General features: G+C 61.4%; 24 protein-coding genes. 6 read left to right on the top strand and 18 right to left on the bottom strand.

Translation table 11 applies throughout. From position 1 onward, the window contains the following. Positions 1-206 precede the first annotated feature (206 nt). Positions 207-989, top strand: coding sequence for a helix-turn-helix domain-containing protein (locus C3F38_RS24915; protein WP_047729778.1), 783 nt, complete (start codon positions 207-209; stop codon positions 987-989). Positions 990-993: 4 nt separating this feature from the next. Here the strand turns inward: C3F38_RS24915 and cybC are convergent, their stop codons facing one another. After that, entirely contained in the window at positions 994-1,380 is a 387-nt protein-coding gene (gene cybC, locus C3F38_RS24920; protein ID WP_055316841.1) for a cytochrome b562, read from the bottom strand. A 138-nt stretch (positions 1,381-1,518) separates the two neighbouring features. Next, positions 1,519-2,859 carry a metalloprotease PmbA gene (gene pmbA / locus C3F38_RS24925; protein WP_055312541.1) on the bottom strand — a complete coding sequence of 447 codons (1,341 nt, stop codon included), beginning with the start codon at positions 2,857-2,859 and terminating at the stop codon, positions 1,519-1,521. A 179-nt stretch (positions 2,860-3,038) separates the two neighbouring features. On the opposite strand from pmbA, the gene yjgA reads away from it, so the two are divergent. Further along, positions 3,039-3,596: a ribosome biogenesis factor YjgA gene (yjgA, locus tag C3F38_RS24930; RefSeq protein WP_055316843.1), complete on the top strand. Its 558-nt coding sequence runs from the start codon at positions 3,039-3,041 to the stop codon at positions 3,594-3,596. Positions 3,597-3,626: 30 nt separating this feature from the next. Here the strand turns inward: yjgA and C3F38_RS24935 are convergent, their stop codons facing one another. From C3F38_RS24935 to aaeX, 5 genes are all read right to left on the bottom strand, one after another. Continuing rightward, on the bottom strand, positions 3,627-3,926 hold the full coding sequence (locus C3F38_RS24935) for a barstar family protein (RefSeq protein WP_047730838.1): 300 nt from the start codon (positions 3,924-3,926) through the stop codon (positions 3,627-3,629). A 5-nt stretch (positions 3,927-3,931) separates the two neighbouring features. Further along, complete coding sequence (locus C3F38_RS24940; RefSeq protein WP_055316845.1) at positions 3,932-4,399, bottom strand: ribonuclease; 468 nt, start codon at positions 4,397-4,399, stop codon at positions 3,932-3,934. 279 nt (positions 4,400-4,678) lie between these two features. Beyond that, positions 4,679-6,646 carry a p-hydroxybenzoic acid efflux pump subunit AaeB gene (gene aaeB / locus C3F38_RS24945; protein ID WP_047729774.1) on the bottom strand — a complete coding sequence of 656 codons (1,968 nt, stop codon included), beginning with the start codon at positions 6,644-6,646 and terminating at the stop codon, positions 4,679-4,681. Then, positions 6,646-7,581, bottom strand: coding sequence for a p-hydroxybenzoic acid efflux pump subunit AaeA (gene aaeA / locus C3F38_RS24950; protein ID WP_055316848.1), 936 nt, complete (start codon positions 7,579-7,581; stop codon positions 6,646-6,648). Before aaeA ends, aaeB begins: the two co-directional genes overlap by 1 nt. Positions 7,582-7,588: 7 nt before the next feature. Then, on the bottom strand, positions 7,589-7,792 hold the full coding sequence (aaeX, locus tag C3F38_RS24955; protein ID WP_004936952.1) for a p-hydroxybenzoic acid efflux pump operon protein AaeX: 204 nt from the start codon (positions 7,790-7,792) through the stop codon (positions 7,589-7,591). A gap of 314 nt (positions 7,793-8,106) precedes the next feature. Here aaeX and aaeR point away from each other — a divergent pair, with 314 nt between their 5' ends. Then, complete coding sequence (aaeR, locus tag C3F38_RS24960; RefSeq protein WP_004936950.1) at positions 8,107-9,018, top strand: HTH-type transcriptional activator AaeR; 912 nt, start codon at positions 8,107-8,109, stop codon at positions 9,016-9,018. Here the strand turns inward: aaeR and C3F38_RS24965 are convergent. Next, positions 9,009-9,353 carry a hypothetical protein gene (locus C3F38_RS24965; RefSeq protein ID WP_055316850.1) on the bottom strand — a complete coding sequence of 115 codons (345 nt, stop codon included), beginning with the start codon at positions 9,351-9,353 and terminating at the stop codon, positions 9,009-9,011. The two genes, aaeR and C3F38_RS24965, sit on opposite strands and share 10 nt — an antisense overlap. After that, positions 9,350-9,625 carry a zinc ribbon domain-containing protein gene (locus C3F38_RS24970; protein ID WP_038879708.1) on the bottom strand — a complete coding sequence of 92 codons (276 nt, stop codon included), beginning with the start codon at positions 9,623-9,625 and terminating at the stop codon, positions 9,350-9,352. Before C3F38_RS24970 ends, C3F38_RS24965 begins: the two co-directional genes overlap by 4 nt. Before the next feature lie 207 nt (positions 9,626-9,832). Between C3F38_RS24970 and C3F38_RS24975 the strand changes: the two genes are divergently transcribed. From C3F38_RS24975 to C3F38_RS24980, 3 genes are all read left to right on the top strand, one after another. After that, positions 9,833-10,774, top strand: a complete 942-nt coding sequence (locus C3F38_RS24975) for a nucleoside hydrolase (RefSeq protein ID WP_038879711.1) — start codon at positions 9,833-9,835, stop codon at positions 10,772-10,774. A 5-nt stretch (positions 10,775-10,779) separates the two neighbouring features. After that, positions 10,780-10,986, top strand: a complete 207-nt coding sequence (locus C3F38_RS26325; protein WP_139108043.1) for a hypothetical protein — start codon at positions 10,780-10,782, stop codon at positions 10,984-10,986. Positions 10,987-11,459: 473 nt separating this feature from the next. Then, positions 11,460-13,142 carry a PglL family O-oligosaccharyltransferase gene (locus C3F38_RS24980; protein ID WP_055316852.1) on the top strand — a complete coding sequence of 561 codons (1,683 nt, stop codon included), beginning with the start codon at positions 11,460-11,462 and terminating at the stop codon, positions 13,140-13,142. A 27-nt stretch (positions 13,143-13,169) separates the two neighbouring features. On the opposite strand, the gene C3F38_RS24985 is transcribed toward C3F38_RS24980, so the two are convergent. The 9 genes from C3F38_RS24985 to mreB all read right to left on the bottom strand — a co-directional run bounded on the left by C3F38_RS24985 (position 13,170) and on the right by mreB (position 25,008). Next, entirely contained in the window at positions 13,170-13,952 is a 783-nt protein-coding gene (locus C3F38_RS24985) for a CDP-diacylglycerol diphosphatase (protein ID WP_055316856.1), read from the bottom strand. 107 nt (positions 13,953-14,059) lie between these two features. Then, on the bottom strand, positions 14,060-15,505 hold the full coding sequence (gene tldD, locus C3F38_RS24990) for a metalloprotease TldD (protein WP_047729771.1): 1,446 nt from the start codon (positions 15,503-15,505) through the stop codon (positions 14,060-14,062). A gap of 7 nt (positions 15,506-15,512) precedes the next feature. Next, positions 15,513-16,373, bottom strand: a complete 861-nt coding sequence (gene nit1, locus C3F38_RS24995; protein ID WP_047729770.1) for a deaminated glutathione amidase — start codon at positions 16,371-16,373, stop codon at positions 15,513-15,515. Next, positions 16,370-20,170: an AsmA2 domain-containing protein YhdP gene (gene yhdP, locus C3F38_RS25000; RefSeq protein ID WP_057523647.1), complete on the bottom strand. Its 3,801-nt coding sequence runs from the start codon at positions 20,168-20,170 to the stop codon at positions 16,370-16,372. The genes nit1 and yhdP overlap by 4 nt, the downstream gene beginning before the upstream one ends. An 86-nt stretch (positions 20,171-20,256) precedes the next feature. Beyond that, the gene (rng, locus tag C3F38_RS25005) at positions 20,257-21,726 is read right to left on the bottom strand and encodes a ribonuclease G (protein ID WP_025304418.1); all 1,470 of its coding nucleotides are present in this window, start codon (positions 21,724-21,726) and stop codon (positions 20,257-20,259) included. Between the two features lie 38 nt (positions 21,727-21,764). Beyond that, positions 21,765-22,349, bottom strand: coding sequence for a nucleoside triphosphate pyrophosphatase (locus C3F38_RS25010; protein WP_038879727.1), 585 nt, complete (start codon positions 22,347-22,349; stop codon positions 21,765-21,767). Positions 22,350-22,359: 10 nt separating this feature from the next. Beyond that, positions 22,360-22,848, bottom strand: coding sequence for a rod shape-determining protein MreD (gene mreD / locus C3F38_RS25015; protein WP_004936918.1), 489 nt, complete (start codon positions 22,846-22,848; stop codon positions 22,360-22,362). After that, entirely contained in the window at positions 22,845-23,870 is a 1,026-nt protein-coding gene (mreC, locus tag C3F38_RS25020) for a rod shape-determining protein MreC (RefSeq protein WP_038879731.1), read from the bottom strand. The genes mreD and mreC overlap by 4 nt, the downstream gene beginning before the upstream one ends. Before the next feature lie 94 nt (positions 23,871-23,964). After that, on the bottom strand, positions 23,965-25,008 hold the full coding sequence (gene mreB / locus C3F38_RS25025) for a rod shape-determining protein MreB (protein ID WP_003855260.1): 1,044 nt from the start codon (positions 25,006-25,008) through the stop codon (positions 23,965-23,967). Between the last annotated feature and the right edge of the window lie 62 nt (positions 25,009-25,070).

The raw sequence follows: 25,070 nt of genomic DNA on the forward strand, positions 1-25,070 counted from the left end.
TTATTAACTTCTTGTATTACGAGAACGAGAACGTTCGTCCCACCCCGGTGTGAAAACTTGCACGGGTTACCTGGCCGATAAAATAGCGGCGCCCCGAGCAAGCGTTATTTTTCTGCCCCGATAGTAGGGCGACGGCCGTTGGCTTGCTTTATATGAAGGGCCAACTATCATTGCGTTTCGGCCAATCTGCCCGCCAAAGAGGACACATGCGCAATGTCCGCATTGATGACATCGACCACGTAACGCGCGCGGTGATCGCCATCGGCACCGACTACCCGCCGGGGCATCTGCTGCCGATGCACAGCCACCGGCGCGCGCAGTTGCTGTACGGCGCCACCGGCGTCATGCACGTTTTCACCCAGCAAGGCAATTGGGTCGTCCCGCCGCAGCATGCAGTGTGGCTGCCGCCGCAGATGCCGCACGCGGTGAGGATGGTCGGCGTCACCACCCGCAGCCTGTACCTCGAACCCGGCGCGTTGCCCGCAGAACGGCCGCAGGTCTGCCAGGTGGTCAGCGTCACCCCGCTGATGCGCCAGCTGTTGATGGCGGCGGTGGATATGCCGCTGGAGTATGAGCAAGACGGGCGCGACGGAGCGCTGGCAACGCTGCTGCTGCATGAGCTGGCCCGGCTGCAACCCTTGCCGTTGCACATCCCGCTGCCCGCCGATCCTCGGCTGGGCGAGCTATGCCACGCCTTTTTGCAGCACCCCGACGCCCACGACTCCGCGCAGCGGTGGGCGCCTCGTCTGTACATGAGCATTCGCACCTTCAGCCGCTTCTTTCGCGCGCAGACCGGCCTGCCGTTTTCGCAATGGCGCCAACGCGCCTGCGTGGTGCTGGCGCTGGCGCTGCTGGCCGAAGGGCGCAGCGTAACGCAGGTGGCGATGGAAATGGGATATGACAGCAGCGCGGCGTTTTCAACCATGTTTCGCCGCGTGCTGGGGCAGGCACCCTCCTCCTATCTGACGGAAGACGGGCGCGACGGTTGACGGGTTAGCGGAATTTCTTGTGGTTGGCGTCGCGGGTCTGTTTGAACCCCTGCGCCAGCTGCTTCGCTTCGGCGACTTTGCCCTGATTGGCCAGCGCCAGCGCCTGATCGATCTGGCCGATCAGGGTATCCAGCCCGCGGCGGAAATCTTTCATCTCCGGGCTGTCGGCGGCTTTGCTCTCCAGCTTCGGCGGAGTGCCCTGTTTGGCGTCCTGCGCGGCGGCGCGCATGTTTTGCAGGCTCTGTGTGAGGGTAGCGGCGGAATCGGTATTCAGCACCGTTTTGTAGTTTTCCGCCAGGGTGTCCATATCGTCGCCCAGATCGGCGGCGGCCGCCAGCGAACTGGCCGCCAGCAGCGTCAACGCCGCCAGCGCTTTCAGGGTATTCTGCATGTTTGCTCACCTTCCAGTTATTGTTTTAATTAACCCACCGTTACCATAGGCAAGGCCGGGCAAAACCGAAACCGGAGATTTGTAAGCAAGGTTGAGACGGGATAACGCGCAGCCGGCGGGCACCAGCCGCGCAGAGGATCATTGACCGGCGATCTTCATTTCCGGCAGCAGCACCGAACCGCACTGGATATTGCTGCGGGTTTCGATATCGCTGCCGACGCTGACGATGTTGCGCAGCATGTCTTTCAGGTTGCCGGCGATGGTGATCTCGCTGACCGGATATTGGATCTCGCCGTTTTCCACCCAGAAGCCGGCGGCGCCGCGCGAGTAATCGCCGGTAACGCCGCTGACGCCCTGGCCCATCAGCTCGGTCACCACCAGGCCGGTGCCAAGCTGTTTCAACATGCCGGCGAAGTCCGCGCCCTGCCCGGCAATGCGCCAGTTATGGATGCCGCCGGCATGGCCGGTGCTGTGCAGGCCCAGCTTGCGCGCCGAGTAGCTGGTCATCAGCCAGGTTTGCAGCACGCCGTCCTTGACGATATCGCGCCGCTGGGTGCGCACGCCCTCGCTGTCGAACGGCGTCGACGCCAGCCCTTTCAGCAGGTGCGGATGCTCCTCGACGGTCAGCCACGCCGGCAGGATCTGTTTGCCGAGCGAGTCCAGCAGGAAGGTCGACTTGCGGTAAACGCTGCTGCCGCTGATGGCGCCTACCAGATGGCCGAACAGCCCGGTGGCCACCTCGGAGGCGAACAGCACCGGCGCCTTCATGGTCGACAGTTTGCGCGGCGCGAGGCGCGCCAGCGTGCGGCGGGCGCACTCCTGCCCCACCCACTCGGGGCTTTGCAAATCGCCCATCGCACGGCCGATGGTGTAAGCGTAATCTCGCTCCATATCGCCGCCCTGCTCCGCAATGACGCAGCTGGACAGCGAGTGGCGGCTGGAACAGTAGCTTTGCAGCATGCCGTGGCTGTTGCCGAACACCTTGATGCCGTAGTGGCTGTTGAAGCTGCCGCCTTCGGTGTTGGTGATGCGCTTGTCCGCCGCCAGCGAAGCCTGCTCGGCGCGCGCCGCCAGCTCGATGCCGCGATCGGCGTCCAGCTCGATCGGGTGGAACAGATCGAGATCCGGCGCCTCGAACGCCAGCAGATCTTTCTCCGCCGGGCCGGCGCAGGGATCTTCAGAGGTGTAGCGCGCGATATCCAACGCCGCCTGCACGGTGCGGGCGATGGCGTCCGGGCTGAGATCGGTGGAAGAGGCGCTGCCTTTGCGCTGACGGTGATACACGGTGATGCCCAGCGCGCCATCGCTGTTGAACTCGACGTTTTCCACCTCGCCGAAGCGGGTACTGACGCTGATGCCGGTCGATTTGGTGACCGCGACTTCCGCCGCGTCGGAACCGGCGCGGGCCAGCTCCAGCGCCTGAGAGACGGCCTGTTCCAGCGCCTTGCGCTGTTCTGCAACTTGAGTGACTACTTTCATCAATCTGCCATAATTAATCAGAAAATCGTTGAGAAAAGTGCCGGAGCGGCGTAGTTGTGCACGCGGGGCGGCGCGCAAAAATCCTGAGATCTCTGCCGTTGAGTCTAACAGGAACCGCGTTGAATTTCGCATAAAGCCGGCAACCTGTTAGGATTAGCCTCTTTTTAACGGAGCCTACCATGAACAAACAGCCTGAAGACTGGCTCGACGATGTCCCGGAGAATGAAAACGAGGACGATGACGAGATTATCTGGGTCAGTAAAAGTGAGATTAAACGTGATGCCGAAGCGCTGAAAGACCTGGGGGCCGAAATGGTCGATCTGGGCAAAAACGCGCTGGACCGCATTCCGTTGGACGAAGATCTGCGTGCCGCCATCGAGCTGGCGCAAAAGATCAAGAAAGAGGGCCGCCGCCGTCAGCTACAGCTGATCGGCAAGATGCTGCGCGCCCGCGATATCGAGCCGATCCAGACCGCGCTCGACAAGCTGAAAAACCGCCACAACCAGCAGGTTTCGCTGTTCCATAAACTGGAAGCGCTGCGCGACCGCCTGGTGGAAGAAGGCGATGACGTCATTCCGTCTATCCTGGATCTGTATCCGGCCGCCGATCGCCAACAGCTGCGTTCACTGGTGCGCAACGCGCAGAAAGAGAAGGCCGCCAACAAGCCGCCTAAGGCTTACCGCCAGATCTTCCAATACCTGCGCGAGCTGGCCGAAGCGGCCGAAGCGGCCGACTAAGCGCCGCCGCCATCCCGGGATGAAGCCGTTTCATCCCCGGTGATGGGCCGGCTCGCCGCTGCTTTCGCGGATATTGAAGCGCAAGCTGCCTTCCAGCTCTTCTTCCGCCTCTTCAAACAGCAGAATGATCGCGCCGAAACGACGCTTGCTGCGGGCATTCAGGTGAGTGAACTCGATTTCCACCGGCAGGCCGATATCGCCGGTCACCACGTCCCACAGCGCGTCGAGGTTAGCGCCGAACCCCTCGTCCAGCGCAAACTTGCGCGCGAAATCGCGGTAGAAGGCCGGCACATCCTGGATCTGTTCAAAATCAAACTCTACTTTTGCCATCAAACTCACTCCACACGAATGAAGTTTTTGTAATGGTCGCGCGTGACGAAGATCAGACCGTCGCTCGAATACAGCAGGCGATCGGCGCCACGCCGGCCACACTGGTAATTGATGTCCGCTTCGCGCCAGACCCGGCCGCCGGCGCTCGGCAATTGCCCTTCACGGTTAGAGAATCGATCGCCGCCAATCGCCTTGCCCGGCAATACCGCACAGAGGTTGCCTGAACGCGGATCCCAGCCCTGCTCGCGCGCCTGCTTCTTGGTGACGTAATAGTCCGGCAGCCGCTGATGCTGCTGCAGGTAACTCACCACCGTTTGCTGCAGCGTGAGCCGATCGATGCTCTGCTGCTGCCCCGCTGGGGCCTGGACCACCGCCGGATTGCCGCCGATCGCACGGTGCTCGTTGCCGCGCAGCGCGCTGAAGACAGCGATGACCACGGCGATGACAATCGCCACCAGAATCCGCTTGTTCATGACATTCCCTGAAATTATGCCGCCGAAGGCGCCGCAGCTCCCCCAGGCTAGTTAGGTATATAGTCGACCTGGATGAAACTAAGATGACCGGCAAGTAACGTTTTCGCGGCGGCTAAGGTTTCATCCATTCATGACAATGATGCCACTTTCCAGCCGTTCTGGCACTCGGAGTCTCTCTGAAAACGGGCCGCCTCTTATGAGACGGCCGCCGTACCAGGCGCTGCTTTCAGTATAGTCAGGGAAGGCGCCGCATAACGCGGCGCAAAAGGCGGGAACGCATCAATCGATCAAGGCGTGGCGATAGCGATGCAGCATGTCGGCCAGGCGTTTCACCGGCCCGGTAACGCTGAGCGGCGCCTGATTGTCCACCAGCCTCTGCTGGTACTCGTTCATTTCGCCCAGCAAGCGATCGTAGTAATAGGCGCGCTTGACGTCGTTCTTGGCGGAGACCACCCGATCGGCGGTGCTGCGGATCCGGCGGTGGAAGGCCGACAGCTCTTCGCTGGCCGGAATTTCCGCCCGCTGCATGCGCTGGTGGGCGATGATCAGGTTCAGCGCCAGACGATACTTGGCGATGTCGTTCGGGAACATCATCAGCAGCTGGTTGAGCTGTTGATACAGCGCTGGCAGGTGGTTCTGCCGACGGCGCGCCGCCTTGGTGGTCAGCGCCGACACCGCGCTGCTGACGAACTGATTGAGCAGCGTGCGGCCGGTACGCTCGCGCGAATTGTCGCGGATCAGCAGCAGCACCATCAGCCCGACGCAGCTACCGAGGAACTGGCCGAGCGCCCCATCGAGAAACTGGGTGACGTTGAACTCCATCGGGTTGCTCAGCACCAGAATGTTGATCGTCCCCGCCAACAGCCCCAGCGAACCGAGCCGCCGCTTCTGCACCTCGATGCCGATGAAAAACGCCAGCAGGCCGAGGCTGAGACACAGCAGCAAAATGCTCTGCTGCGTCGCCGGCAGGATCACCATGAAGAACAGGGAACCGACCGGGATCGCCGCCAGCATGCCCAGCACGAAATCCATCGCCACCATGCGCGGCGCCGGGGTGCGCATCGCCAGCGAGGTGATTACCGCGATGATCACCATAAAACCGCTGCCGGACGTCCAGCCGGTCCACAGCCACAGCAGGCTGCCGAACGCCGTCGCCACAAAGGTGCGCAGGCCGTTGATCATCGCGTGATGCCCTTCCGCCGAGGTCGGCTTGACCACGGTTTCATTGCTCAACACGCCCTCTTCCACCGCGCTGATGCTGCCGTTGGTGTGTACGCCCTTCGACAGCAGCAGGTAGCGCGTCGCCGCGCCGACCCAGCCGGTGAGGGTCGGCAGCGTTTCCTCGGAGCGATGCGTGGTCAGCACCTGGCGCAACAGCTTCATGCGCTTGTGGATCTCCTGCGGGTTTTCCGCCGGCACCATCAGCTGCTCCCGCAGGCTCGCTTGCAGCGCGTCCGGGTGATTCAGCAGGATCAGATAGGTTTCGCAAGCCTGGGTGATCAGCGTCAGCGACAGGGTATGCAGCGCCTTCACCCGGCGGTTGACCTTCTGCCAGCGCGAGGACTCCATCATCAGGTTGTTGCGCATGCCGTCCAGCGCCGTGGTGCTCTTCACCAGATTGCTCCAGGCGCGGTCGATGTCTTCTTTGTCGGCGTTACTGATGCACATCTGCATCAGGCGATATTGATCCACCAACAGCTGATCCACTGCTCGATCGATGTCCTGCTTGATCGAACGCGGCGAGAACAGCAGATCCGCCAATACGGCGCTGACGATCCCCAGCACGATCTCGCTGCAACGCTCGATGGCGAACTGCGGCGCTTCCAGCAGATGGGCCTCGCTGGTGGCGACCGTCACGATGATGATCAGCGCGGTATAACCGGCCAGGCCCCAGGCGTAGGAGTTCTCCACCTTGATCAGCGAAGAGAGCCAGGTGCAGAAACCGGCCCAGATACAGCACAGCAGCAGCATCACCACCGGCGCACGGGCGGTGGTGATGATAATGATCAGGCCGACGAAGCAGCCGATAAAGGTGCCGATGATGCGCAGCCAGCCGCGGTGGCGGATGGCGCCGGAGAAGGGTTCGCCGCCGGCGGCAAAGGCCGGGCCGGCGGCGACGATGGCGGCGGTCATCGCCGACCAGCGCGGGGTTTCCAGATTGAGATGAAAGCCGACGAACAGCGCAAACACAATCGCGAAGCTGAGTTTGAAGGCAAATCTCAGCCGGATAAAGGTTGGGCTGTTCATTAGCCGAACTCACGCAGCCGGTGCATCAGGCGCACAAAGGGCGAACCGCTGTCGGCATTGCGATCGTTCTTGCCGACGATCACCACGGTGGCGGTAGTGCCGGCCGGGTACGGATGCTGTTGGTCCTTGGCGTCCAGCAGGATCTTCACCGGCACACGCTGCGCCAGACGCACCCACTCCAGGTTGCTGTCGATCGAGGCCAGCCCTTTGTTGTTGACTGTGCTGCTGCTGTTGTTCACCGCCGCCGCCACGCTGTCGACGGTGCCGTGCATGATGCGGTTGCTGCCGAGCGGGGTGATCTCCGCACGGTCGCCCTTATTCAGGCCGTTCAGCTTGGTTTCTTCCAGGTACGCCAGGATGTAGAAGGAATCTTTCTTCACCAGCGCCACCGCGACCGATCCACGGGTGATGTATTCCCCGGCGTGGACGTTGAGGTTGGTGATCCAGCCATCGGCCGGGGCGCGCACCGTGGTGCGCTCCAGATCCAGCTGCGCCAGCTCGCGCGCCGCCACGGCCTTCGCCAGCTGGTGTTGCACGGTCTGCAGCGAGTTGTTCGACTGGTCGATTTCTTCCTGCGACATCGCCTGCACGCCCAGCTTCACGCGGCGGCCGGCCTCACGCCGTTTTTCCGCCGCCAGCGCTTGATAGTAGGCGACGTCGGCGCCGGCTTCCGCCAGCGCCTGCTCATAGCGCGGCCGATCGACCACGAACAGCACCTGCCCTTTCTTCACCAGCTGGTTGTCCACCACCGGCACGTCGGTCAGCAGGCCGCTGACGTCCGGCGCGATCGCCACCACGTCGGCGGTAAATTTGGCGTCACGCGTCCACGGCGACTCGGTGTAGAACACCCAAGCCTTAAATACCGCGGCGATACCCAGCAGCACAAAAATCAAAGTGATCGCGATTCGGGTTATTTTTATCGAAAAATTTTTCACAGCGACCTCAAACAAAAAGACATGAAATCAGATAAAACAAGCAGCAATACAGCGCGGTGTTAAACAGCGCCGGATGCCAGACAAAATCGTAAATCCCCGTCGGCTGCAGCAGGCGGCGCAAGAGAAAAAACAGCGCCAGCGACACCAGCAGCTCGAAAAACACCGGCGGAAACGACAGTCCGAAGATGACCATAACCGGAAGCAAACTCATCACTTTTTCCTTATTGTTCACTACGCCGGGGAAAGACACATCTCGCCATTCACATTCTCTTTACATTTTAGCGTGCGCGCGCCACAAATCTTGACCGGACAGCTTGTCCAGGTCACGAACCCGAAAAAAGGTTAAACTTTGGGGCAGACATCCACGACAGGGATTGCGAGGGTGCCGGAGGAGCGGCAGGATTACGTCGCCGATCGCTCTCGCACGTTGGTAAGGTCTATTCACCCGACCACGTTATATTAGCCTGCTTACTATCAAGGCATCAACAATCTGTGATCTAAATCACTTTTAAGCCAGAGTGAATAATGGAAAGATTAAAACGGATGTCGGTATTCGCCAAAGTGGTTGAGTTCGGGTCGTTTACCGCGGCCGCGCGCCAACTCGACATGAGCGTTTCATCGATCAGCCAAACCGTCTCGAAACTGGAAAATGAGCTGCAGGTCAAGCTGTTGAACCGCAGCACGCGCAGCATCGGCCTGACCGAGGCCGGCAAAATCTACTATCAGGGCTGCCGACGCATGCTGCAGGAAGTCAGCGAAGTGCATGAGCAGCTGTATGCGTTTAACAATACGCCTGCCGGCACGCTGCGCATCGGCAGTTCATCCACCATGGCGCAAAACGTGCTGGCGAACATGACTGCCGAGATGATGAAAGAGTACCCGGGCCTGACGGTCAACCTGGTGACCGGCATTCCTGCTCCGGACCTGATCACTGATGGATTGGATCTGGTGATCCGCACCGGCGCGCTGCAGGACTCCAGCCTGTTCTCCCGTCGCCTGGGGCAGATGCCGATGGTGGTGTGCGCCGCCAAAAGCTACCTCAGCCAGCACGGCACGCCGCAGAAGCCGAGCGACATGGTCAACTTTTCCTGGCTGGAGTACAGCGTGCGCCCCGACAGCGAATTTGAACTGATGTCGCCGGAGGGCATCACCACGCGCATTTCACCGCAGGGGCGCTTCGTCACCAACGACTCCTCCACCATGATCCGTTGGCTGAAAAACGGCGCCGGCATCGCCTACGCCCCGCTGATGTGGGTGATCGAAGAGATCAAGCGCGGCGAGATCGAGATCCTGTTCAAAAGCTACCATTCGGATCCGCGGCCGATCTACGCGCTCTATACCGAGAAGGACAAACTGCCGCTGAAGGTGCAGGTGTGTATCAACTACCTAACCGACTATTTCGAACGCGTGGCGGCGGTCTATCAGGGCTATCGCTGAGCGGCGCTCAAATAGCGGTGCGCCAGCGCGCCCAGCAGCATCAGCGCCAGCATGCCGAGGCCCCATAGCAGCCAGACGGCGTAGCCGGCCCAGTTCAGCAGCAGAGGAAAATAGCTCGCCAGCCCGCTGCCCAGCTGTTTCAGCCACGGCAGCCAGGCGTCCAGCACCGTCTGCGGCACCAGGCTCAGCGTACCGTTCACCGGCAACGATGCATTCCCGGCTGCCTCCGCCAACGCCGGGAGCCAGGCCAGCACGCCGGCCACGCCCCAGGCCAGCAGCGTCCATAGCGCCATGGCACCCAGCAGCAGCGCGGCTGTCCAACCGCCCCGGTTCACGGTACACCGCCGCCGCACTGCGGGCAAAAGCGGCTGCCCGGCGGCAACGGCGCGGCGCACTGGCCGCAGGTGGCGCTCACCGCGGCAAATGGCTGACCGCAGCGATGACAATAACGTGCGCCCGGTTTATTCACCGCCTGGCATTCCGAACACTGCGACCCCGGCTCGCCATGCTGGTTATAGCGGTTGCCATGATGCCCGCCGCGGTGACCCGCGCGCTGATGACCGCCGTTAACACCGCCTTGACCCAACAACCTTTTCAGTAAGCTCATCCCGCCTCTCCTCTGTACATTGACGCTGAAGCTCACTGTAAACCCTGGAGTAAACTCCAGGGTAAAGCCCGACGATGAGGATTTACGTTTCATTACATCGAAAAAGTGGCAAGGCTTTGATGCCGTTAACAAAAGCACCATCGGCATTATCCCACGCCGCCGCGCTGCGTTATGCTGCGGGAACCTCTCCCTGCATCAGGAATAACCATGAAAAAAATCATACTGGACTGTGACCCGGGGCATGACGACGCCATCGCCCTGCTGCTGGCCTGGGGCAATCCGCAGATCGACCTGCTGGCGGTCACCACCGTGGTGGGCAATCAGACGCTGGACAAAGTGACGCGCAACGCGCTGGCGGTGGCACGCATCGCCAATATCACCGGCGTGCCCTTCGCCGCCGGCTGCCCGCGCCCGCTGGTGCGCAATATCGAAGTGGCACCCGACATTCACGGCGATTCCGGCCTCGATGGCCCGGTGCTGCCGGAACCCCACCTGCAGCTGGACTCGCGCCACGCGGTGGATCTGATCATCGATACCGTGATGGCTCACCCGCCCGGCAGCGTGACGCTGGTGCCGACCGGCGGCCTGACCAATATCGCCATGGCAGTGCGCAAAGAGCCGCGCATTGCCGAGCGGGTCAAGGAAGTGGTGCTGATGGGCGGCGGCTACCACGTGGGCAACTGGAGCGCGGTGGCGGAGTTCAATATCAAAATCGATCCTGAGGCGGCGCACATCGTGTTTAACGAAAAATGGCCGCTGACCATGGTCGGGCTGGATCTCACCCACCAGGCTTTGGCCACGCCGGCAGTCTGCGAGCGCATCGCCACCCTCGGTACCCGGCCGGCCGCCTTCGTCGGCGAACTGCTGGCATTCTTTGGCCGTATGTACCAACAGGCGCAGGGCTTCAGTGCCCCGCCGGTACACGATCCTTGCGCAGTCGCCTACGTGATCGATCCGAGCGTGATGACGGTGCGCAAAGCGCCGGTGGATATCGAACTGACCGGCACCCTGACGTTGGGCATGACGGTCGCGGACTTCCGCGCGCCGCCGCCGCCGGACTGCCACACCCAGGTCGCGGTCAAGCTGGATCAGGATAAATTCTGGGATCTGGTGGTAGATGCGCTGGAGCGGATTGGCGAAATGGAGTGAGATCTGTGAAACATGGATTAACGCGCTTTTACAGGCGCGTTGGTCCGTCTGGCATGATGGCAACAGGGATAGGCAGACCATCGCTCCGTTATTTACAAGAGCACAGAACAATCTTAAAAAAATTTAATTTAATAAAATTCAAAAAAAACCATAGCAACAAGAATAGTCTTAATAAAAATAAAAAATGGCGTGATAAAGAAAATGTGAAATAAGATAATGAACGGCGATAAATAAAATAACGCCCGCCGCACCGCCATTAGCAACAATGATTTAACAAAAAAATGCTTATCTCATTGGCTCCGTCAGCTGTTTGCCCAGACGCTAGTTGCCGCTCACACGGCGTTTCATTACGCACAAAATAATCACAACAAATTGATTTAAATGCAAAAATAAAACAATGGATTAAAAATTGACTGGAGCGAGATAAATTTGAGAAAATGACACCCCTGTTTTTAAAATAAAGAAAACACCTTTTTTCAGGCAGCTGAATACGGCTTCCCCTTTTTATATAAGCCGTCCCCGCGCTCACAGGGGGAAAGTATTTATCACTTCGATATGAAGTCTTTTAAATTCCTATAAAGCATTTTAGGCATTGAAGCTTCAGCGAATTTAAACCCCAGGATAAGGATAGGGAATCCTCAAAAAATGCATTCAATGAACGATATCGAGACATGGCGAGTTAACCATGACCGATAAAGCCCCCGTTAACGCACCGGCTATCGCCGTGTTGCCCCTGCTGCTGATCTGGATGGCGGTGCTCCTGCCGGTCTATCACCCCAACATGGGCGGCGGCGGCCTGGCGCTGCCGCAAAATATTCTGGCCTGGAGCGTCATGGCACTGACCACGCTGATCGTGACCTTCACCGTTTGCCTTGGCCGTCCCCGTCTTTCGCTTACCCCCACGGCACGCCTGTTGCTGCTCGGCATCGCCGTGCTGGCGCTGCCGCTGCTGTATACCCGCCCCGAGTGGCGCGAAGATGCCCTGTGGCGCTGCGCCGGTTTGCTAGGCGGTTGGCTGTTCTATATCGCCTGTCTGCAGCTGCGCCTGACAGCCCGGCAGCGCAACCTGTTGCTGTACGGCCTGCTGTTCGCCGTCGGCGTTCAGACGTTGCTGGCGGCGCTACAGCTGTTCGCCCCTGCTCTGGCCTGGGTATCTCCTAACGGCAGCCGGGTCTACGGCGTCTTTCAGCAACCGAACGTGCTAGGCAGCTTTATCGCCACCGGGCTGGCTTTGGCGCTCTGGCTGCTGCTTGCCCCTCTCTCTGCGCAGACGCAGCGGCGGCAACTCCCGTTGCTCGCGCTGCTGGCCGCTTTCTCCGCCCTGCTGGTGCTGATCCAGTCGCGCGCCGCCTGGCTGGGCGGTGCCCTGGCGGCGGCGTTGATGCTGTGGCGTTTTGCCCGCCAGCACCCGGCCGTGAGCCGCTGGGCCGGCGGTGCGCTGCTGTTGGGCGTGGCGCTCGGTACCACGGTGTTGCTCACCGGTTTCGGTCTGGATGGCCGCGCGGGTCTGATCGGTCGGGAGCTTTCCAATAGCGCTCGCCTGACCATGCTCCATGACGTCGCCGCCATGATCCTGGCCAAACCACTGCTGGGCTGGGGCTACGGCGGCTTTGAATACAGCTTCGCGCACTTCCGTCTGCAGACAATGCCCTGGCGAGAAGTGTTGGAAGTCGCCGGGCACCCGCACAATGAAATCCTGCTCTGGTGGGTTGAGGGCGGCCTGCCGGCGCTGGCGGGTATCATTATCGTCCTCGTCGCCGGCGCGCTGCTGTTGAAACGCGCCTGGCAACGGGATCGCGAGCAGCCGGCCGGTGCGCGCATCGGGCTGTTTCTGGTGCTGCTGCCAATGCTGGTACACACCCAGCTGGAATACCCTTTCTATCTGTCTACGCCGCATTGGCTGGTGTTTCTGCTGCTGCTGGCGCTGCTGGACGGCCAAACCGGCGAGCCGCGCCCGCTGCCGTTCGCCAAAGCCCTGAGCCTACCGGTGGCGATGGCGGCCATCGGCGTGCTGGTGATGGCGGTCTTTGCCTGGCAAGGGCGCATGGCGCTCACCCAATCGGAACGTACCATGCTGGCTACCATCGACAGCATCGAGCAGATGCCGCCGCCGGCCGCCTGGATCTACCGGGAGCGCAAAACCTTCGACGAGCAATCTCACGCGCTGCTGGTCTATAACCAAACGCGTGATGATGCCCTGTTGACCGGCTATCGGCAGTGGGCCAACGCCTATCTGCAGCGCCGTATCGACGCCAACGTCTACGCCACGCTGATCATGATCTTGCGCTATCAGGGGGATCAGGCGGAAGCCGACGCTCGCCAGCGGGAAGCCGCTTTCCTGTTTTCTCGGGATGCGCGGTTTAGGTAGGAAAAGTGAGGTGAGAGCGTGTTGCTCTCACCTGCCGTCTTGAGACTCACGCGGCAAAATCGCGCACGTTTTATCCAACAGCGATTCTACCGAGGCGCGGTTGCCCACGTCCCAGCCGCGCTTCGAGGCCAGCAAGATAAACCCCCGTTGGCCGGCAAACGTGGTCGGAACGACGGCCACGCCATATTCCGCCAGCTGCTGCGGCGAGAGATGAAAATAATCCGCCAGATCCTTAATCGGATAAATGCCCATCGCGGTTGGCTGCATCACACGGCGCGCATAGTAGGTGTGGCGCAACAGCTTATCCGGCAAGGGACGCCATTGTTCCTCTATGTAGGGGCGTTCCGCCTGCAGCTGGCGTCGCACGTCCTCACGCAGACAGGTCAGGTGGATATGCAATTGGTTCTGGCTGCGTCCATAAGCGGAGTTGATCGCCATACCCAGCCTGTCGTCCGGCACCGGCCCACCATACTCGGCGGCCAGCCGGTAACGCATCAGCCATGCATAGCCAAAATAGTCCGTCCGCTCCCCGGCCAGCAACTGCGGGCTTTCAATGCCGGAAAGCGGCGCCGTCGGCACCAGAATGAAGTGATAGGGGTAACGCGGGTTTTGCAGCACGCTAAAACCCTGCGCTTTCCCCTGCGGCATATAAATCTGCTCACACGGGGCCGGATCGCGCTTTTGCTGATAGTTGGCCATGCAGAGCTTATCGACCACGCCCCACAGCGCATCGGAACGGGCGCAGCCCGTCAGGGAAAGAACGCCCAGCAACAGCAACCAACGCTGGGTAGACACACCAAAGCACGCCATCGTCATCTTTCTCGGCATCATCGCCGCACAGCACTCTTTGCGTGGGCGAGAAAAAACTCAAAATGGGGAATGAACAAGGGGCCAGTGCATGGCCCCTTGAGGAAAGATTACGCCGTGCCGCCGACGGTCAGCGTATCCAGTTTCAGCGTCGGTTGGCCGACGCCTACCGGCACGCTCTGGCCTTCCTTGCCACACACGCCCACGCCTTTATCGAGCGCCAAGTCGTTGCCGACCATCGAGATCTGCTGCATCGCCTCAATGCCGGAGCCGATCAGCGTCGCCCCTTTCACCGGTTTGGTGATGCGGCCCTTCTCGATCAGGTAGGCTTCGGTGGTGGAGAACACGAACTTGCCGGAGGTGATGTCCACCTGGCCGCCGCCAAAGTTCGGCGCGTACAGCCCGTACTCGACGCTGGCGATGATCTCTTCCGGCGTCGATTGGCCCGCCAGCATATAGGTGTTGGTCATACGCGGCATCGGCAGATGCGCGTAGGACTCGCGACGGCCGTTGCCGGTCGGCGCGACGCCCATCAACCGCGCGTTGAGCTTGTCCTGCATGTAGCCTTTCAGCACACCGTTTTCGATCAGCACGTTGTACTGGCCCGGTACGCCTTCGTCGTCGATCGCCAGCGAACCGCGCCGCCCTTGCAGGGTGCCGTCATCCACCACGGTGCACAGCTCGGAAGCCACCAGCTCGCCCATATGGCCGCTGAACACCGAGGTGCCACGCCGATTGAAGTCGCCTTCCAGGCCGTGGCCCACCGCTTCGTGCAGCAGGACACCCGGCCAGCCGGCCCCCAGGACCACCGGCATATTGCCGGCCGGCGCCGCCACCGCGCCGAGGTTGACCAGCGCCATGCGCACCGCTTCTTTGGCGTAAGCATCGGCGCGCACGTCACCGTCGACGGTTTCCAGGAAGTAGTCATAGCCGAAACGGCCGCCGCCGCCGCTGGAGCCGCGCTCACGCTTGCCATCCTGCTCCACCAGCACGCTGACGGAGAGGCGCACCAGCGGGCGAACGTCCGCCGCCAGCGTGCCGTCGGTGGCAGCCACCAACACCTGCTCGTAAACGCCGGTGATGCTGGCGTTCACTTCCTGCACCCGTGCATCGGCGGCGCGCGCCACCTTGTCGACGCGGTGCAGCAGAGCAATTTTCTCTTCGCGCGGCAGGCTTTGCAGCGGATCGAGCAGCGGGTACAGCGGCCGATAGCCGATCTCGCCCAAGGTGTGCGCCCGCCCGTCGCCCTGCTCACGCACGATGCTGCGCGCCGCCTGGGCGCTCTGCTGCAGCGCATTCAGGGTGATCTGATCGGCATAGGCGAAGCCGGTCTTCTCGCCGCTGACGGCGCGCACGCCGACGCCCTGGTCGATATTGTAAGAGCCATCCTTGATGATGCCGTCCTCGATCACCCAGGCTTCGTGATAGCTGGACTGGAAATAGAGATCGGCGTAATCGATACGGCGTTCTGCCAGTTGACCCAGTACCTTGTACAGGTCTTGATGACTCAGCTTGTTGGTAGCGAGTAACTGCTCACTGACAAACGTCAGGCTCATAATGGTTTCACTCTTGATTGGAGGATAACTTGTCAGACGGCGCCGTCAGCGACGTCTGGAATCGGTTGTGCTGCAATACCGGCATCTGTTGGCGCAAGGGCTGCAGGCTTGCGGTGTCCACGCGCACCTTCAGCGCCGCCACGGCGTCCGCGTTCTCAGCCAGCACCTTGCCCCAGCCGTCGACGGCCAGCGAGTGGCCCCAGGTGCGGCGGGTCGGCCCGTGGCGCCCCACCTGCGCCGGCGCCAGGATCATGCACTGGTTCTCGATCGCCCGAGCGCGCAGCAGAATTTCCCAATGCGCCTCGCCGGTGACCCGGGTAAAGGCCGCCGGCACCGAAATCAGTTCGGCCCCTTGCGCCCGCAGCGCCTGGAACAGCGCGGGGAAGCGCAGATCGTAGCATATGGTCATACCCAAACGCCCGACCGGCGTATCCACTACCGTCAGGTGCTGCCCGTGCTGGTAGGTATCCGACTCGCGGTAGTGGCCGTGCGCATCGTTGATGTCCACATCGAACATGTGCAGCTTGTCGTAGCGGGCGCGGATCTCGCCCTGTTCGTCGAACAACAGGCTGCTGGTGGTGATAAGCTCCGGGTTTTCGCGGCTGATCAAGGGCATCGAGCCCACCAGCAACCACACGCCATAGCGGCGCGCCAGCTCGCGCACCGCGTTTTGCAGCGGACCGTCGCCCTGTTTTTCCGCCTGTTGGCGGTAGGCCGCAGAGTTGGCGAACAGCAGCGCGTTCTCCGGCGTCATGACCAGTTTTACCCCGGCATTGAGCTGTTTGATCTGCTGTTCAATCTGGGCCAGGTTATCGCGCACCTGATCGCCACTGCACAACTGCAACAACGCAACGTTAGCATTCCTCATGACGCCTTATCCTCCTTTGCCTTACGAAGTACCTCATTGATCTTCGGCTGGTCGAGATCGCCGCTGATATGGTAACGAATCAGCGAAATCTTGCTCCACAGCGGCCCCAGCACCTGCGAGGCGGCAAATACCGCCGCACCGACGATCGGGTTGACGACAAACGCCGTGGCCACGCCGACGGTCGCCGAAATCGCCGGCGCCACCACCGCCTCCATATCGATGCGGCGGCGCGCCAGATCGATCTGGCCACTCATGGCGATATCCGCCGCCAAGCCGTCGATCAATAGATTATCAGTATGCATTATGCCATCTTTCAGCCAGGCAGTGCTGCGGATGGAGTCAAAGTAGAAGCCTTTGCCGAAGGTATCGCTGAAATCGAACTGCAGCTTGCGCAGCAAGGCGTCGAAGCTGACCAATCGCAGCAACTGACCGGCGCGGCCGCCGCCCATGCTGTCGATCTCCCCCTTGCCCATCTTGACCTGCAGCGCGCCGCTCAGCGTATTGACCTGCGGCTGCCACGGCGCGCCGTGCCAGTACAGATCGAAGTCCACGTCGTAAGGCGCACCTTTCAGCGGGATAGTGATGCCGAAGAAGGCCGCGGTTTCATCGATTTTGCCGCCGAGCAGCTTGCCTTTCAGCGAGCTGCGCTCTTCCTGCGCATTTTGCTTCCACAGGCCGCTGGCGCTCATGCGCCCTTTGCCGGTGTCGATCAGGCCGTGATCCAGCGTCAGGGTATCCCCTCGATTGCTCAGATCCGCCTCGACCCTGCCGAAGTTCTGCCCCAGCACCCAGCACGACTTGCAGCGCAGCATCAGCGAAGGCCAGTCGCGGAAGGAAACTTTCTCGGCCGATGGCGGCGTACCCGCCGCGTTTTTCGTCTCGGCGAACTGCGGGTTGTAATACAGGTAGTTGATATCGGCGCGCCACGGCCCGCGATCGGCCACCCGCAGGCTGCCGTCCACTTCATCGCTCTTGGCGCTCACCACGGTGGCGCCCAGCTGTTTTTCGGCCGACAGCGTCAGCTTATGCCAGGCCTGGCCGCCCAACAGCAGCTGCGGCGTGGTCAGCGCCACGGTAGTGGGGAAACTGAAGCCGCCCACCTGACCGCTGCCGCCGCCCTGTTTCAGCGCCGGCGCCAGCAGCGCCAGCCACTGCTCGCCGTCCAGCGCCGGCAGGTTCAGCGTCATCGACTTGCCGGCCGGCAGCGGCGGCGTGCCGCCACCGTTGGTTTGCCAGGCGGCGCGCGCCAGATTCACCTGTTTTTTGTCGAAGTTCCATTCGCTGTTGAAGCGGTTTTGCTTGCCCGCGCTGCCGGTCAACATGAAGCCGTTCAGGCCACCTTTGACCTTAACGTTCACCGGCAACGCCTCGCCCGGCGTTTTGTCCAGCGGTGAAGGTAAGTGACTGCTCACTTTCTTCAAATCCGCGTCGATGCCGATATCGTAGCTGGCCGAGCCCTGATGCGGCAGCGTGATGGCCACCTGGCTCTGCCAGGGCGCGCTGCCGCTGAGCGCATCGGCGGCCTCTTTCGGCAGGCCGGGGAACTTGCCCGGCTGCCAATCGCCCTTCAGGCCGACGTCAATCTTGTAGTCGCGAGCGCCTTCCTGCGTGGAGAAGTTGACCGCCACCGGCTGCCCGAACCAGGTGGCCGACAGCGGGTCGCTCTGCAGGTTACCGTTGTCGAAGCGGAACTTGCCGCTGAGCTTTTGCAGTTCGCTATCCAGCGGCTTGATCAGCAACGAGTTATTGTTCAGCGCCACTTCACCGGTCGCTCTGACCTGCTCGCCGTCCAGGGGAATATCGAGATGTAAGCGCCCACTGACATCACCGCCAATCTGCAGCTGATCCAGCGCCGCCCCCAGCGAATCGTGCAGCGGCGTCTGCATGAAGTAGTCGTGCACGTCGCTGCCCGCGCCCGCCACCTCGGCGTCGATCAGCAGCCGCTCTTTCAGGTAATCCGGGATCACCGCGCTGATATTTTTGCCCGCCACCTTACCCAACCGGGTTTGCGGCGCCTGCATCCACAGCCCCTCGTTGGCGAAGTCGAGGTCGATCGCCAAATCGGTCAGCGCCGGCCAGCCCGGTTGGAACTGGAAGGTGGCGTGGCGCAGCGGCACGAAGACTTCAAACTGCCCCTCGTTTTTACGGTACGGGAAGTGCTGCGGATCGCCGGAATAAATCAGCGTGGCGTTATCCACCTGGCCGCCCTGAATGGCGCCGCTCAGGTAGTCCACCAGATGCTTGCCCATCAGCGGTTCCGGGAAATAGCGCCAGGCGTCGGCGCCGTCATACAGGCGGATGCCCGCCAGAATGTTCAGCCACGGATCGCCCTTGGCCGGCTGCTGATAGCGGAAATCACCGTTGACCCACAGCGACTTCGCCTTGACGTCCAACCCCTGGCTCGCCAGCTCCCAACCCCGATCGTTGTAACGCCAGGTCAGCGCGCCGCGCGCGCTGCTGACTTCAAGCGGCGCACGGAACATATCGCCGTAAGGCAAGGTGCTGCCTGCCAGCCCCAGCGTCAGGCGGCCGTTCTCCACACCGCCGCTCAACGCCCCGGAGAAGTGGTTGACGCCCGGCAGCAGTTCCCAACGCTGCCAGCTGACATCGCGCCACAGCGCCTGGAAACGGCTCTTTTCCGGCTGGTTCAACGGAATGTCCAGCGCCAAGGCCTCCATCGTCCCCTGTGGCTGCAGATCGTTCCAGCGATCGAGCACGTCCGGGCTGAGGAACGAGAAGGTCGGCAGCAGCGCCGACAGGCGCTCCAGCTGAAGGTTAGTCGCGCGCACCCGCAGCTCTTCATTCTGCGCCGGCCCCATAAACTCGGTATTTTCCGGCAGCCACAGGGCGGAAAGCGTGCCCTGCGGCCAGGCCTGGCCGTCGGTGCTCAACCGCAGCTGCGGCACGTCGAGCTCCCAACCGGTGCCCTGGCGGCGCAGCGACAGCGCCAGATTGTCCACGTCCAGCCGGTGCTGCGCGGCGCCGGTATCCCAGTTGGCCGCCCCCTGCTTGAGCAACGCGTGGCCGCCGGCAATCTCGCCGTTCTGCACCTGCAGCCAGGCCGCCAGGCTGAAGTCGGCGCTTTCCAGCCCGGTGTTGGCGCGCAGCCAGCGGGTAAACCAGGGTTTCATGTCAATGTTATCGGCCTGCAGGTAAACCGTGCCGGTGTCCAACAGGCCCTGATTATCGCGCAGGTCCATGCGCAGCTGCACCACGCCGTGTTGGCCGTTCAGCGTCGACAGGCTGATCTGCCCCTCGGCGCGGTGACGATCGCGGCCGTTGAGCCAGGTCAGCTGAGGAATGTCGAATTCGGCGCGCGCGCCGGCGGGCGTCAGGAACGAGATACGGCTGTCGCGCAAATCGAAGTGGTCGAGCTGGCGCAGCATCAGATCGCTGATTTTACCCGGTTCAAGGCCTTCGCCCTGCCGGTCGCCGCCCAGCGTGGCGTTAAGATCGAGCCGGAATTGATAGAAGGTCAGATCGCGGAACTGCCAGCGCCAGTGCAGCAGCGATTGCCACACGTCCAGCGCCAGCGTCACGCGTTCAATATGCACATCGCTTTTGGGCAGCGTAACGCTCAGGTTACGCACTTCAAGCTGTGGGCCGAACGTTTCCCAACTGCCCTGCAGGAAATCCATCTGCACGGGCACGCCGGACAGCTTCTCCACCTGCGCCAGCAGTTGGGGACGGTAGTCGTTCAGCTTCGGCAGCATCAGGCGCAGCCCGCTGATCAGCAGCGCCACAATCACGATTAGGGTGGCGCCTGTTGCTAACAGAATCCCAGGCAGTCGCCTCACGCAGTTCTCCTTGCTCCGCTGCCTGGCAACGGGAATATCTATGCACTGACGGGCCCGGCATCCGGGCCCTTACGATGTCGGGCGGGCTACATCATGACGACGTCGAACTGCTCCTGGCTGTACAACGGTTCGATCTGCACCTTCACCTGTTTGCCGACGAAGATCTCCACTTCGGCCAACGCATGCGACTCTTCGCTCTTCAGCGCTTCGCCGACCGCCGCCGAAGCGTACACCAGGAAGCGATCGGAATCGTAAGCATGGTGCACGCGCACAATCTCGCGCAGGATCTCGTAGCACACGGTTTCCACCGTTTTCACGGTGCCGCGCCCATTGCAAGTAGGACAATCGTGACAGAGCACATGTTCAATGCTTTCACGCGTTCGTTTACGCGTCATTTCAACTAAGCCTAGCTGAGAGAAGCCGTTGATCGTGGTTTTTACCCGATCTTTACTCAACGCCTGCTCCAGCGAGTGCAGCACCCGGCGGCGATGCTCTTCGTTGTTCATATCGATAAAGTCGATGATGATGATGCCGCCCAGGTTACGCAGCCGCAGCTGGCGCGCGATGGCCTGCGTCGCCTCGATGTTGGTATTGAAGATGGTTTCGTCGAGGTTGCGGTGGCCGACGAAGGCGCCGGTGTTGATGTCGACCGTGGTCATCGCCTCGGTCTGATCGATGATCAGATAGCCGCCGGACTTCAGCTCCACCTTGCGTTCCAGCGCACGCTGGATCTCGTTTTCCACATCGTACAGATCGAAAATCGGCTGGCTGCCGGTATAGAGTTCGAGCTTGTTGGTAATGTCCGGAATGTACTCACCGGTAAACTCCACCAGCAGATCGTGCGTCAGCCGCGAATCGACGCGGATGCGATCCAGCGCCGCGCCGGCGAAATCGCGCAAGATGCGCTGCGCCAACGCCAGCTCGCCGTACAGCTTGTATTTGGTCTGGTTGCGCTTCTTGCGCTCCATTACCTTGGTCCACAGGCGTTTAAGGAACGCGGCGTCCTGCGCCAGCTCTTCCTCGCCGATGCCTTCCGCCGCGGTGCGGATGATAAAACCGCCCAGCTCGTCGCAGTGCGGCGCAACGATGGATTTCAGGCGCTCGCGCTCGGCTTCGCTGTCGATACGCTGCGAAACGCCGACGTGTGCCGCGCCCGGCATGAAGACCAGATAGCGCGAAGGCAGCGTGATGTCGGTGGTCAGGCGCGCGCCCTTGGTACCGAGCGGATCTTTCACCACCTGCACCATCAGGTCTTGCCCCTGGCGCACCAGCTCGGCGATGTCGCGCACGTGGAAGTTTTTCCGCTCGTCGCCGGCGACGCATTCGGTATGCGGCATGATGTCGGAGGCGTGCAGGAAGGCGGCCTTGTCCAGGCCGATGTCGACGAATGCCGCCTGCATGCCCGGCAGGACGCGGCTGACGCGCCCTTTATAGATATTGCCGACGATGCCGCGTTTGGATTCGCGTTCGATATGAATCTCTTGCAGAATGCCGCCATCGATATAGGCGACCCGCGTTTCAGACGGTGTGATATTAACCAGTAGCTCAGCTGTCATGCCTTCTCCTCAGAGCCGGTCGATAATGGCAGCGCCCATCAACCGGTTCTTACATCACGTAATGCGACAAAATTACTGAGCAGCTCATGTGTTTCGACCAGCGGCAGACCGACCACCGCGTGATAACTCCCGGTTATCGTTCTGACGAAACAACCACCCTTTCCCTGAATTCCATAGGCGCCCGCCTTATCCATCGGTTCGCCCGTAGCAATATAGTCGCGGATATCCTGTTGTGACAGGCTGCGGAACGTCACGTCGGTCACCACCAGCTGGCAGCGCACGTCGTGGCGATCGGCGATCGCCACCGCCGTCATCACCTGATGCTGTTTGCCCGACAGAGCCGCCAGCATGTCCGCCGCATGGGCTTCGTCGTGCGGCTTCTCCAGCACCCGGCCGTTGAGCACCACGATGGTGTCGGCGCCCAGCACCGGCCGATCCTCCTGCGCCAACGCTACACCCGCTTTGGCCTTGTCCTGCGCCAAACGGCGCACGTAGGCTTCGGCGGCTTCGCCTTCCCGGCGCTGCTCTTCGGTATGCGTCAGCAGAATGTCGAACGATACGCCCAGCAGGGTCAGCAGTTCACGTCGACGTGGGGAGCCGGAGGCCAGATAAAGCGAAGTCATTGAGATACCCTTACTGTACGGCGAACTGACGGCGGATTTTGCGCATCAACAGGAACAACCACGGCCACAAAATGCCGTTTACCACACTACTCCAGAACACCTCTGGGCGGAAAGAGACGTTGATCACTAAAAACTCAGCCCAGAACACGACCACGTCCATCGACAGCGACAGCAGCACGACGATCAGCGCCTGTTGCCACAGCGCCATATTGCGGAACAGTTGGAATTTGAACGCCACCAGGTAGGCGATGATGCCCAGCGCCAGCGCGCGCACGCCCAGCGTGGAGCCGAGGATCAGATCCATGATCAGCCCCAGCACGAAGCCGGTGCCGACGTTGACCCGGTGCGGCAAGGCCATCACCCAGTAGATCAGGATCAACACCAGCCAGGAAGGCCGGAACATGTAGATTTGCTCCGGCCACGGCATGATTTGCAGCACCAACGCCACCAGGAACGACAGCCAGATTATCCAGCGCCCGTGGCTGCGGTAGCTGTTCATTGCACCACTCCCGCCGCAGCAGGCTGAGCTTGAGACTGGGCAGACGCCGGAGCCGCGGTTTGCGGCGCCACGCCGGTAGCCGGTGCCGGCAGCTGCGGCCCGACCGAACCGGCAGGCGGCAGCACCTGCGGCATCATCTGCATCAGGCGTTCATTGGCCACGCGGTGCACTTCGTCCGGCGGCAGCGGCATGTCGCCGTTGCGATCGGCGCCCCACAGCAGCAGCAGGTAGCGCAAGCGCTGCAGACCGGCGGTCGGCCGCGCCTGAATCACGGTGTAAGCGCGCTGGTTGTCGACCTTGACCGAGGAGACCACCGCCACCGGATAGCCTTCCGGGAAGCGGCCGCCGAGGCCGGAGGTCACCAGCACGTCGCCAACGCGGATATCGGTGTTGTTCGGCAGGTGCTCCAGCTGCAGATCGTCGGCGCAGCCGCTGCCTGCGGCAATCACCCGAATATCGTTGCGCAGCACCTGGATCGGCAGCGCGTGCGAGGCATCGCAGATCAGCAGCACGCGGCTGGTGACTTTCGCCACCGCCACCACCTGGCCGACCACGCCCTTGTCGCTGATCACCGGCTGGCCTTCATAGACGCCGTTGTCCGACCCTTTGTCGATCACCACCTGATCGCTATACGGATCGGAACCGGTGGAGATCACCTGGGTCACCATCTTATGTTCGTCCTGGCGCAGCGGAGAACCCAGCAGCTCGCGCAAGCGGGCGTTTTCCTGCTTGAATTGGCCAAGAAGAAGAATATCGCTGTTTTTCAGCAGCAGTTCCTGCCGCAGAGCTCGGTTTTCCAGCTCCAGCTGTTGGCGGGTGGCCAGCGTTTCTGACACGCTGTCCAAAACTTTACGCGGCCCGTTGGCCAGAAAATAGAAAGGGCTGACTGCGGTGTCCATGTAGTTGCGTATCTTCACGAACGTGCCGAGCCGGCTGTCGGCAACGATCAGGCCAATGGCCGCGATCACCGCCAAAAAAAGTCGCAGTTGCAGGGAAGGCCCCCTGCTAAAAATCGGCTTCATAAATTATGCGAGTTCCTCGACAACAGAAAGAGGAACCGTACCCGATTTTCGCTGTGCGCATTCATCCGATACGATTCCTCCTTCCAGGGGCTGACTATTCTTCGCTGAACAAATCGCCGCCGTGCATGTCGATCATTTCCAACGCCTTGCCGCCGCCGCGCGCTACGCAGGTCAACGGATCTTCCGCCACCACGACCGGAATGCCGGTTTCTTCCATCAGCAGGCGATCGAGGTTACGCAGCAGCGCGCCGCCGCCGGTCAAGACCATGCCACGTTCGGAAATGTCGGAGGCCAATTCTGGCGGGCACTGCTCCAGCGCAACCATCACCGCGCTGACGATGCCGGTCAGCGGCTCTTGCAGGGCTTCGAGGATTTCATTGGAGTTCAGGGTAAAGCCGCGCGGTACGCCTTCGGCCAGGTTACGGCCGCGGACTTCGATTTCGCGCACTTCGTCGCCCGGATAGGCAGAACCGATTTCGTGCTTGATGCGCTCGGCGGTCGCTTCGCCGATCAGCGAGCCGTAGTTACGGCGCACATAATTGATGATGGCTTCATCGAAGCGGTCGCCGCCGATGCGCACGGAAGAGGAGTACACCACGCCGTTCAGCGAGATCACCGCCACTTCAGTGGTACCGCCACCGATATCCACCACCATGGAACCGGTCGCCTCGGAAACCGGCAGACCTGCGCCGATCGCCGCCGCCATCGGCTCTTCAATCAGGAACACTTCACGCGCGCCGGCCCCTTGGGCGGACTCGCGGATAGCGCGGCGTTCAACCTGGGTTGCGCCGACCGGTACACAGACCAGCACGCGCGGGCTTGGGCGCATGAAGCTGTTGCTGTGAACCTGTTTGATAAAGTGCTGCAGCATTTTTTCGGTCACGAAGAAGTCGGCGATCACGCCGTCTTTCATCGGGCGAATAGCCGCGATGTTGCCGGGGGTGCGGCCCAGCATCTGTTTGGCGTCATGACCGACGGCCGCTACGCTCTTTGGGGAGCCGGCACGATCCTGGCGAATGGCAACCACCGAAGGTTCATTCAGTACGATGCCTTGCCCTTTAACATAAATCAGGGTATTGGCGGTACCCAAGTCGATGGACAAGTCGTTGGAAAACATGCCACGAAATTTCTTAAACATAACGAAAGGATAATCCTGCAAGCTGGGGGCGGAAAATAAAATCCGCCTACTTTACCAACCAC

This window comes from Serratia sp. SSNIH1 (assembly GCF_002935055.1).
Taxonomy (GTDB): Bacteria; Pseudomonadota; Gammaproteobacteria; order Enterobacterales; family Enterobacteriaceae; genus Serratia; species Serratia nevei.

What these genes read in the sequence shown, in the direction of transcription:
- C3F38_RS24915 (WP_047729778.1), top strand. Translation starts at nt 207, where the DNA reads ATGCGCAATGTCCGCATTGATGACATCGACCACGTAACGCGCGCGGTG.
- cybC (WP_055316841.1), bottom strand. Translation starts at nt 1,380, where the DNA reads ATGCAGAATACCCTGAAAGCGCTGGCGGCGTTGACGCTGCTGGCGGCC.
- pmbA (WP_055312541.1), bottom strand. Translation starts at nt 2,859, where the DNA reads ATGAAAGTAGTCACTCAAGTTGCAGAACAGCGCAAGGCGCTGGAACAG.
- yjgA (WP_055316843.1), top strand. Translation starts at nt 3,039, where the DNA reads ATGAACAAACAGCCTGAAGACTGGCTCGACGATGTCCCGGAGAATGAA.
- C3F38_RS24935 (WP_047730838.1), bottom strand. Translation starts at nt 3,926, where the DNA reads ATGGCAAAAGTAGAGTTTGATTTTGAACAGATCCAGGATGTGCCGGCC.
- C3F38_RS24940 (WP_055316845.1), bottom strand. Translation starts at nt 4,399, where the DNA reads ATGAACAAGCGGATTCTGGTGGCGATTGTCATCGCCGTGGTCATCGCT.
- aaeB (WP_047729774.1), bottom strand. Translation starts at nt 6,646, where the DNA reads ATGAACAGCCCAACCTTTATCCGGCTGAGATTTGCCTTCAAACTCAGC.
- aaeX (WP_004936952.1), bottom strand. Translation starts at nt 7,792, where the DNA reads ATGAGTTTGCTTCCGGTTATGGTCATCTTCGGACTGTCGTTTCCGCCG.
- aaeR (WP_004936950.1), top strand. Translation starts at nt 8,107, where the DNA reads ATGGAAAGATTAAAACGGATGTCGGTATTCGCCAAAGTGGTTGAGTTC.
- C3F38_RS24970 (WP_038879708.1), bottom strand. Translation starts at nt 9,625, where the DNA reads ATGAGCTTACTGAAAAGGTTGTTGGGTCAAGGCGGTGTTAACGGCGGT.
- C3F38_RS24975 (WP_038879711.1), top strand. Translation starts at nt 9,833, where the DNA reads ATGAAAAAAATCATACTGGACTGTGACCCGGGGCATGACGACGCCATC.
- C3F38_RS24980 (WP_055316852.1), top strand. Translation starts at nt 11,460, where the DNA reads ATGACCGATAAAGCCCCCGTTAACGCACCGGCTATCGCCGTGTTGCCC.
- C3F38_RS24985 (WP_055316856.1), bottom strand. Translation starts at nt 13,952, where the DNA reads ATGGCGTGCTTTGGTGTGTCTACCCAGCGTTGGTTGCTGTTGCTGGGC.
- tldD (WP_047729771.1), bottom strand. Translation starts at nt 15,505, where the DNA reads ATGAGCCTGACGTTTGTCAGTGAGCAGTTACTCGCTACCAACAAGCTG.
- nit1 (WP_047729770.1), bottom strand. Translation starts at nt 16,373, where the DNA reads ATGAGGAATGCTAACGTTGCGTTGTTGCAGTTGTGCAGTGGCGATCAG.
- rng (WP_025304418.1), bottom strand. Translation starts at nt 21,726, where the DNA reads ATGACAGCTGAGCTACTGGTTAATATCACACCGTCTGAAACGCGGGTC.
- C3F38_RS25010 (WP_038879727.1), bottom strand. Translation starts at nt 22,349, where the DNA reads ATGACTTCGCTTTATCTGGCCTCCGGCTCCCCACGTCGACGTGAACTG.
- mreD (WP_004936918.1), bottom strand. Translation starts at nt 22,848, where the DNA reads ATGAACAGCTACCGCAGCCACGGGCGCTGGATAATCTGGCTGTCGTTC.
- mreC (WP_038879731.1), bottom strand. Translation starts at nt 23,870, where the DNA reads ATGAAGCCGATTTTTAGCAGGGGGCCTTCCCTGCAACTGCGACTTTTT.
- mreB (WP_003855260.1), bottom strand. Translation starts at nt 25,008, where the DNA reads ATGTTTAAGAAATTTCGTGGCATGTTTTCCAACGACTTGTCCATCGAC.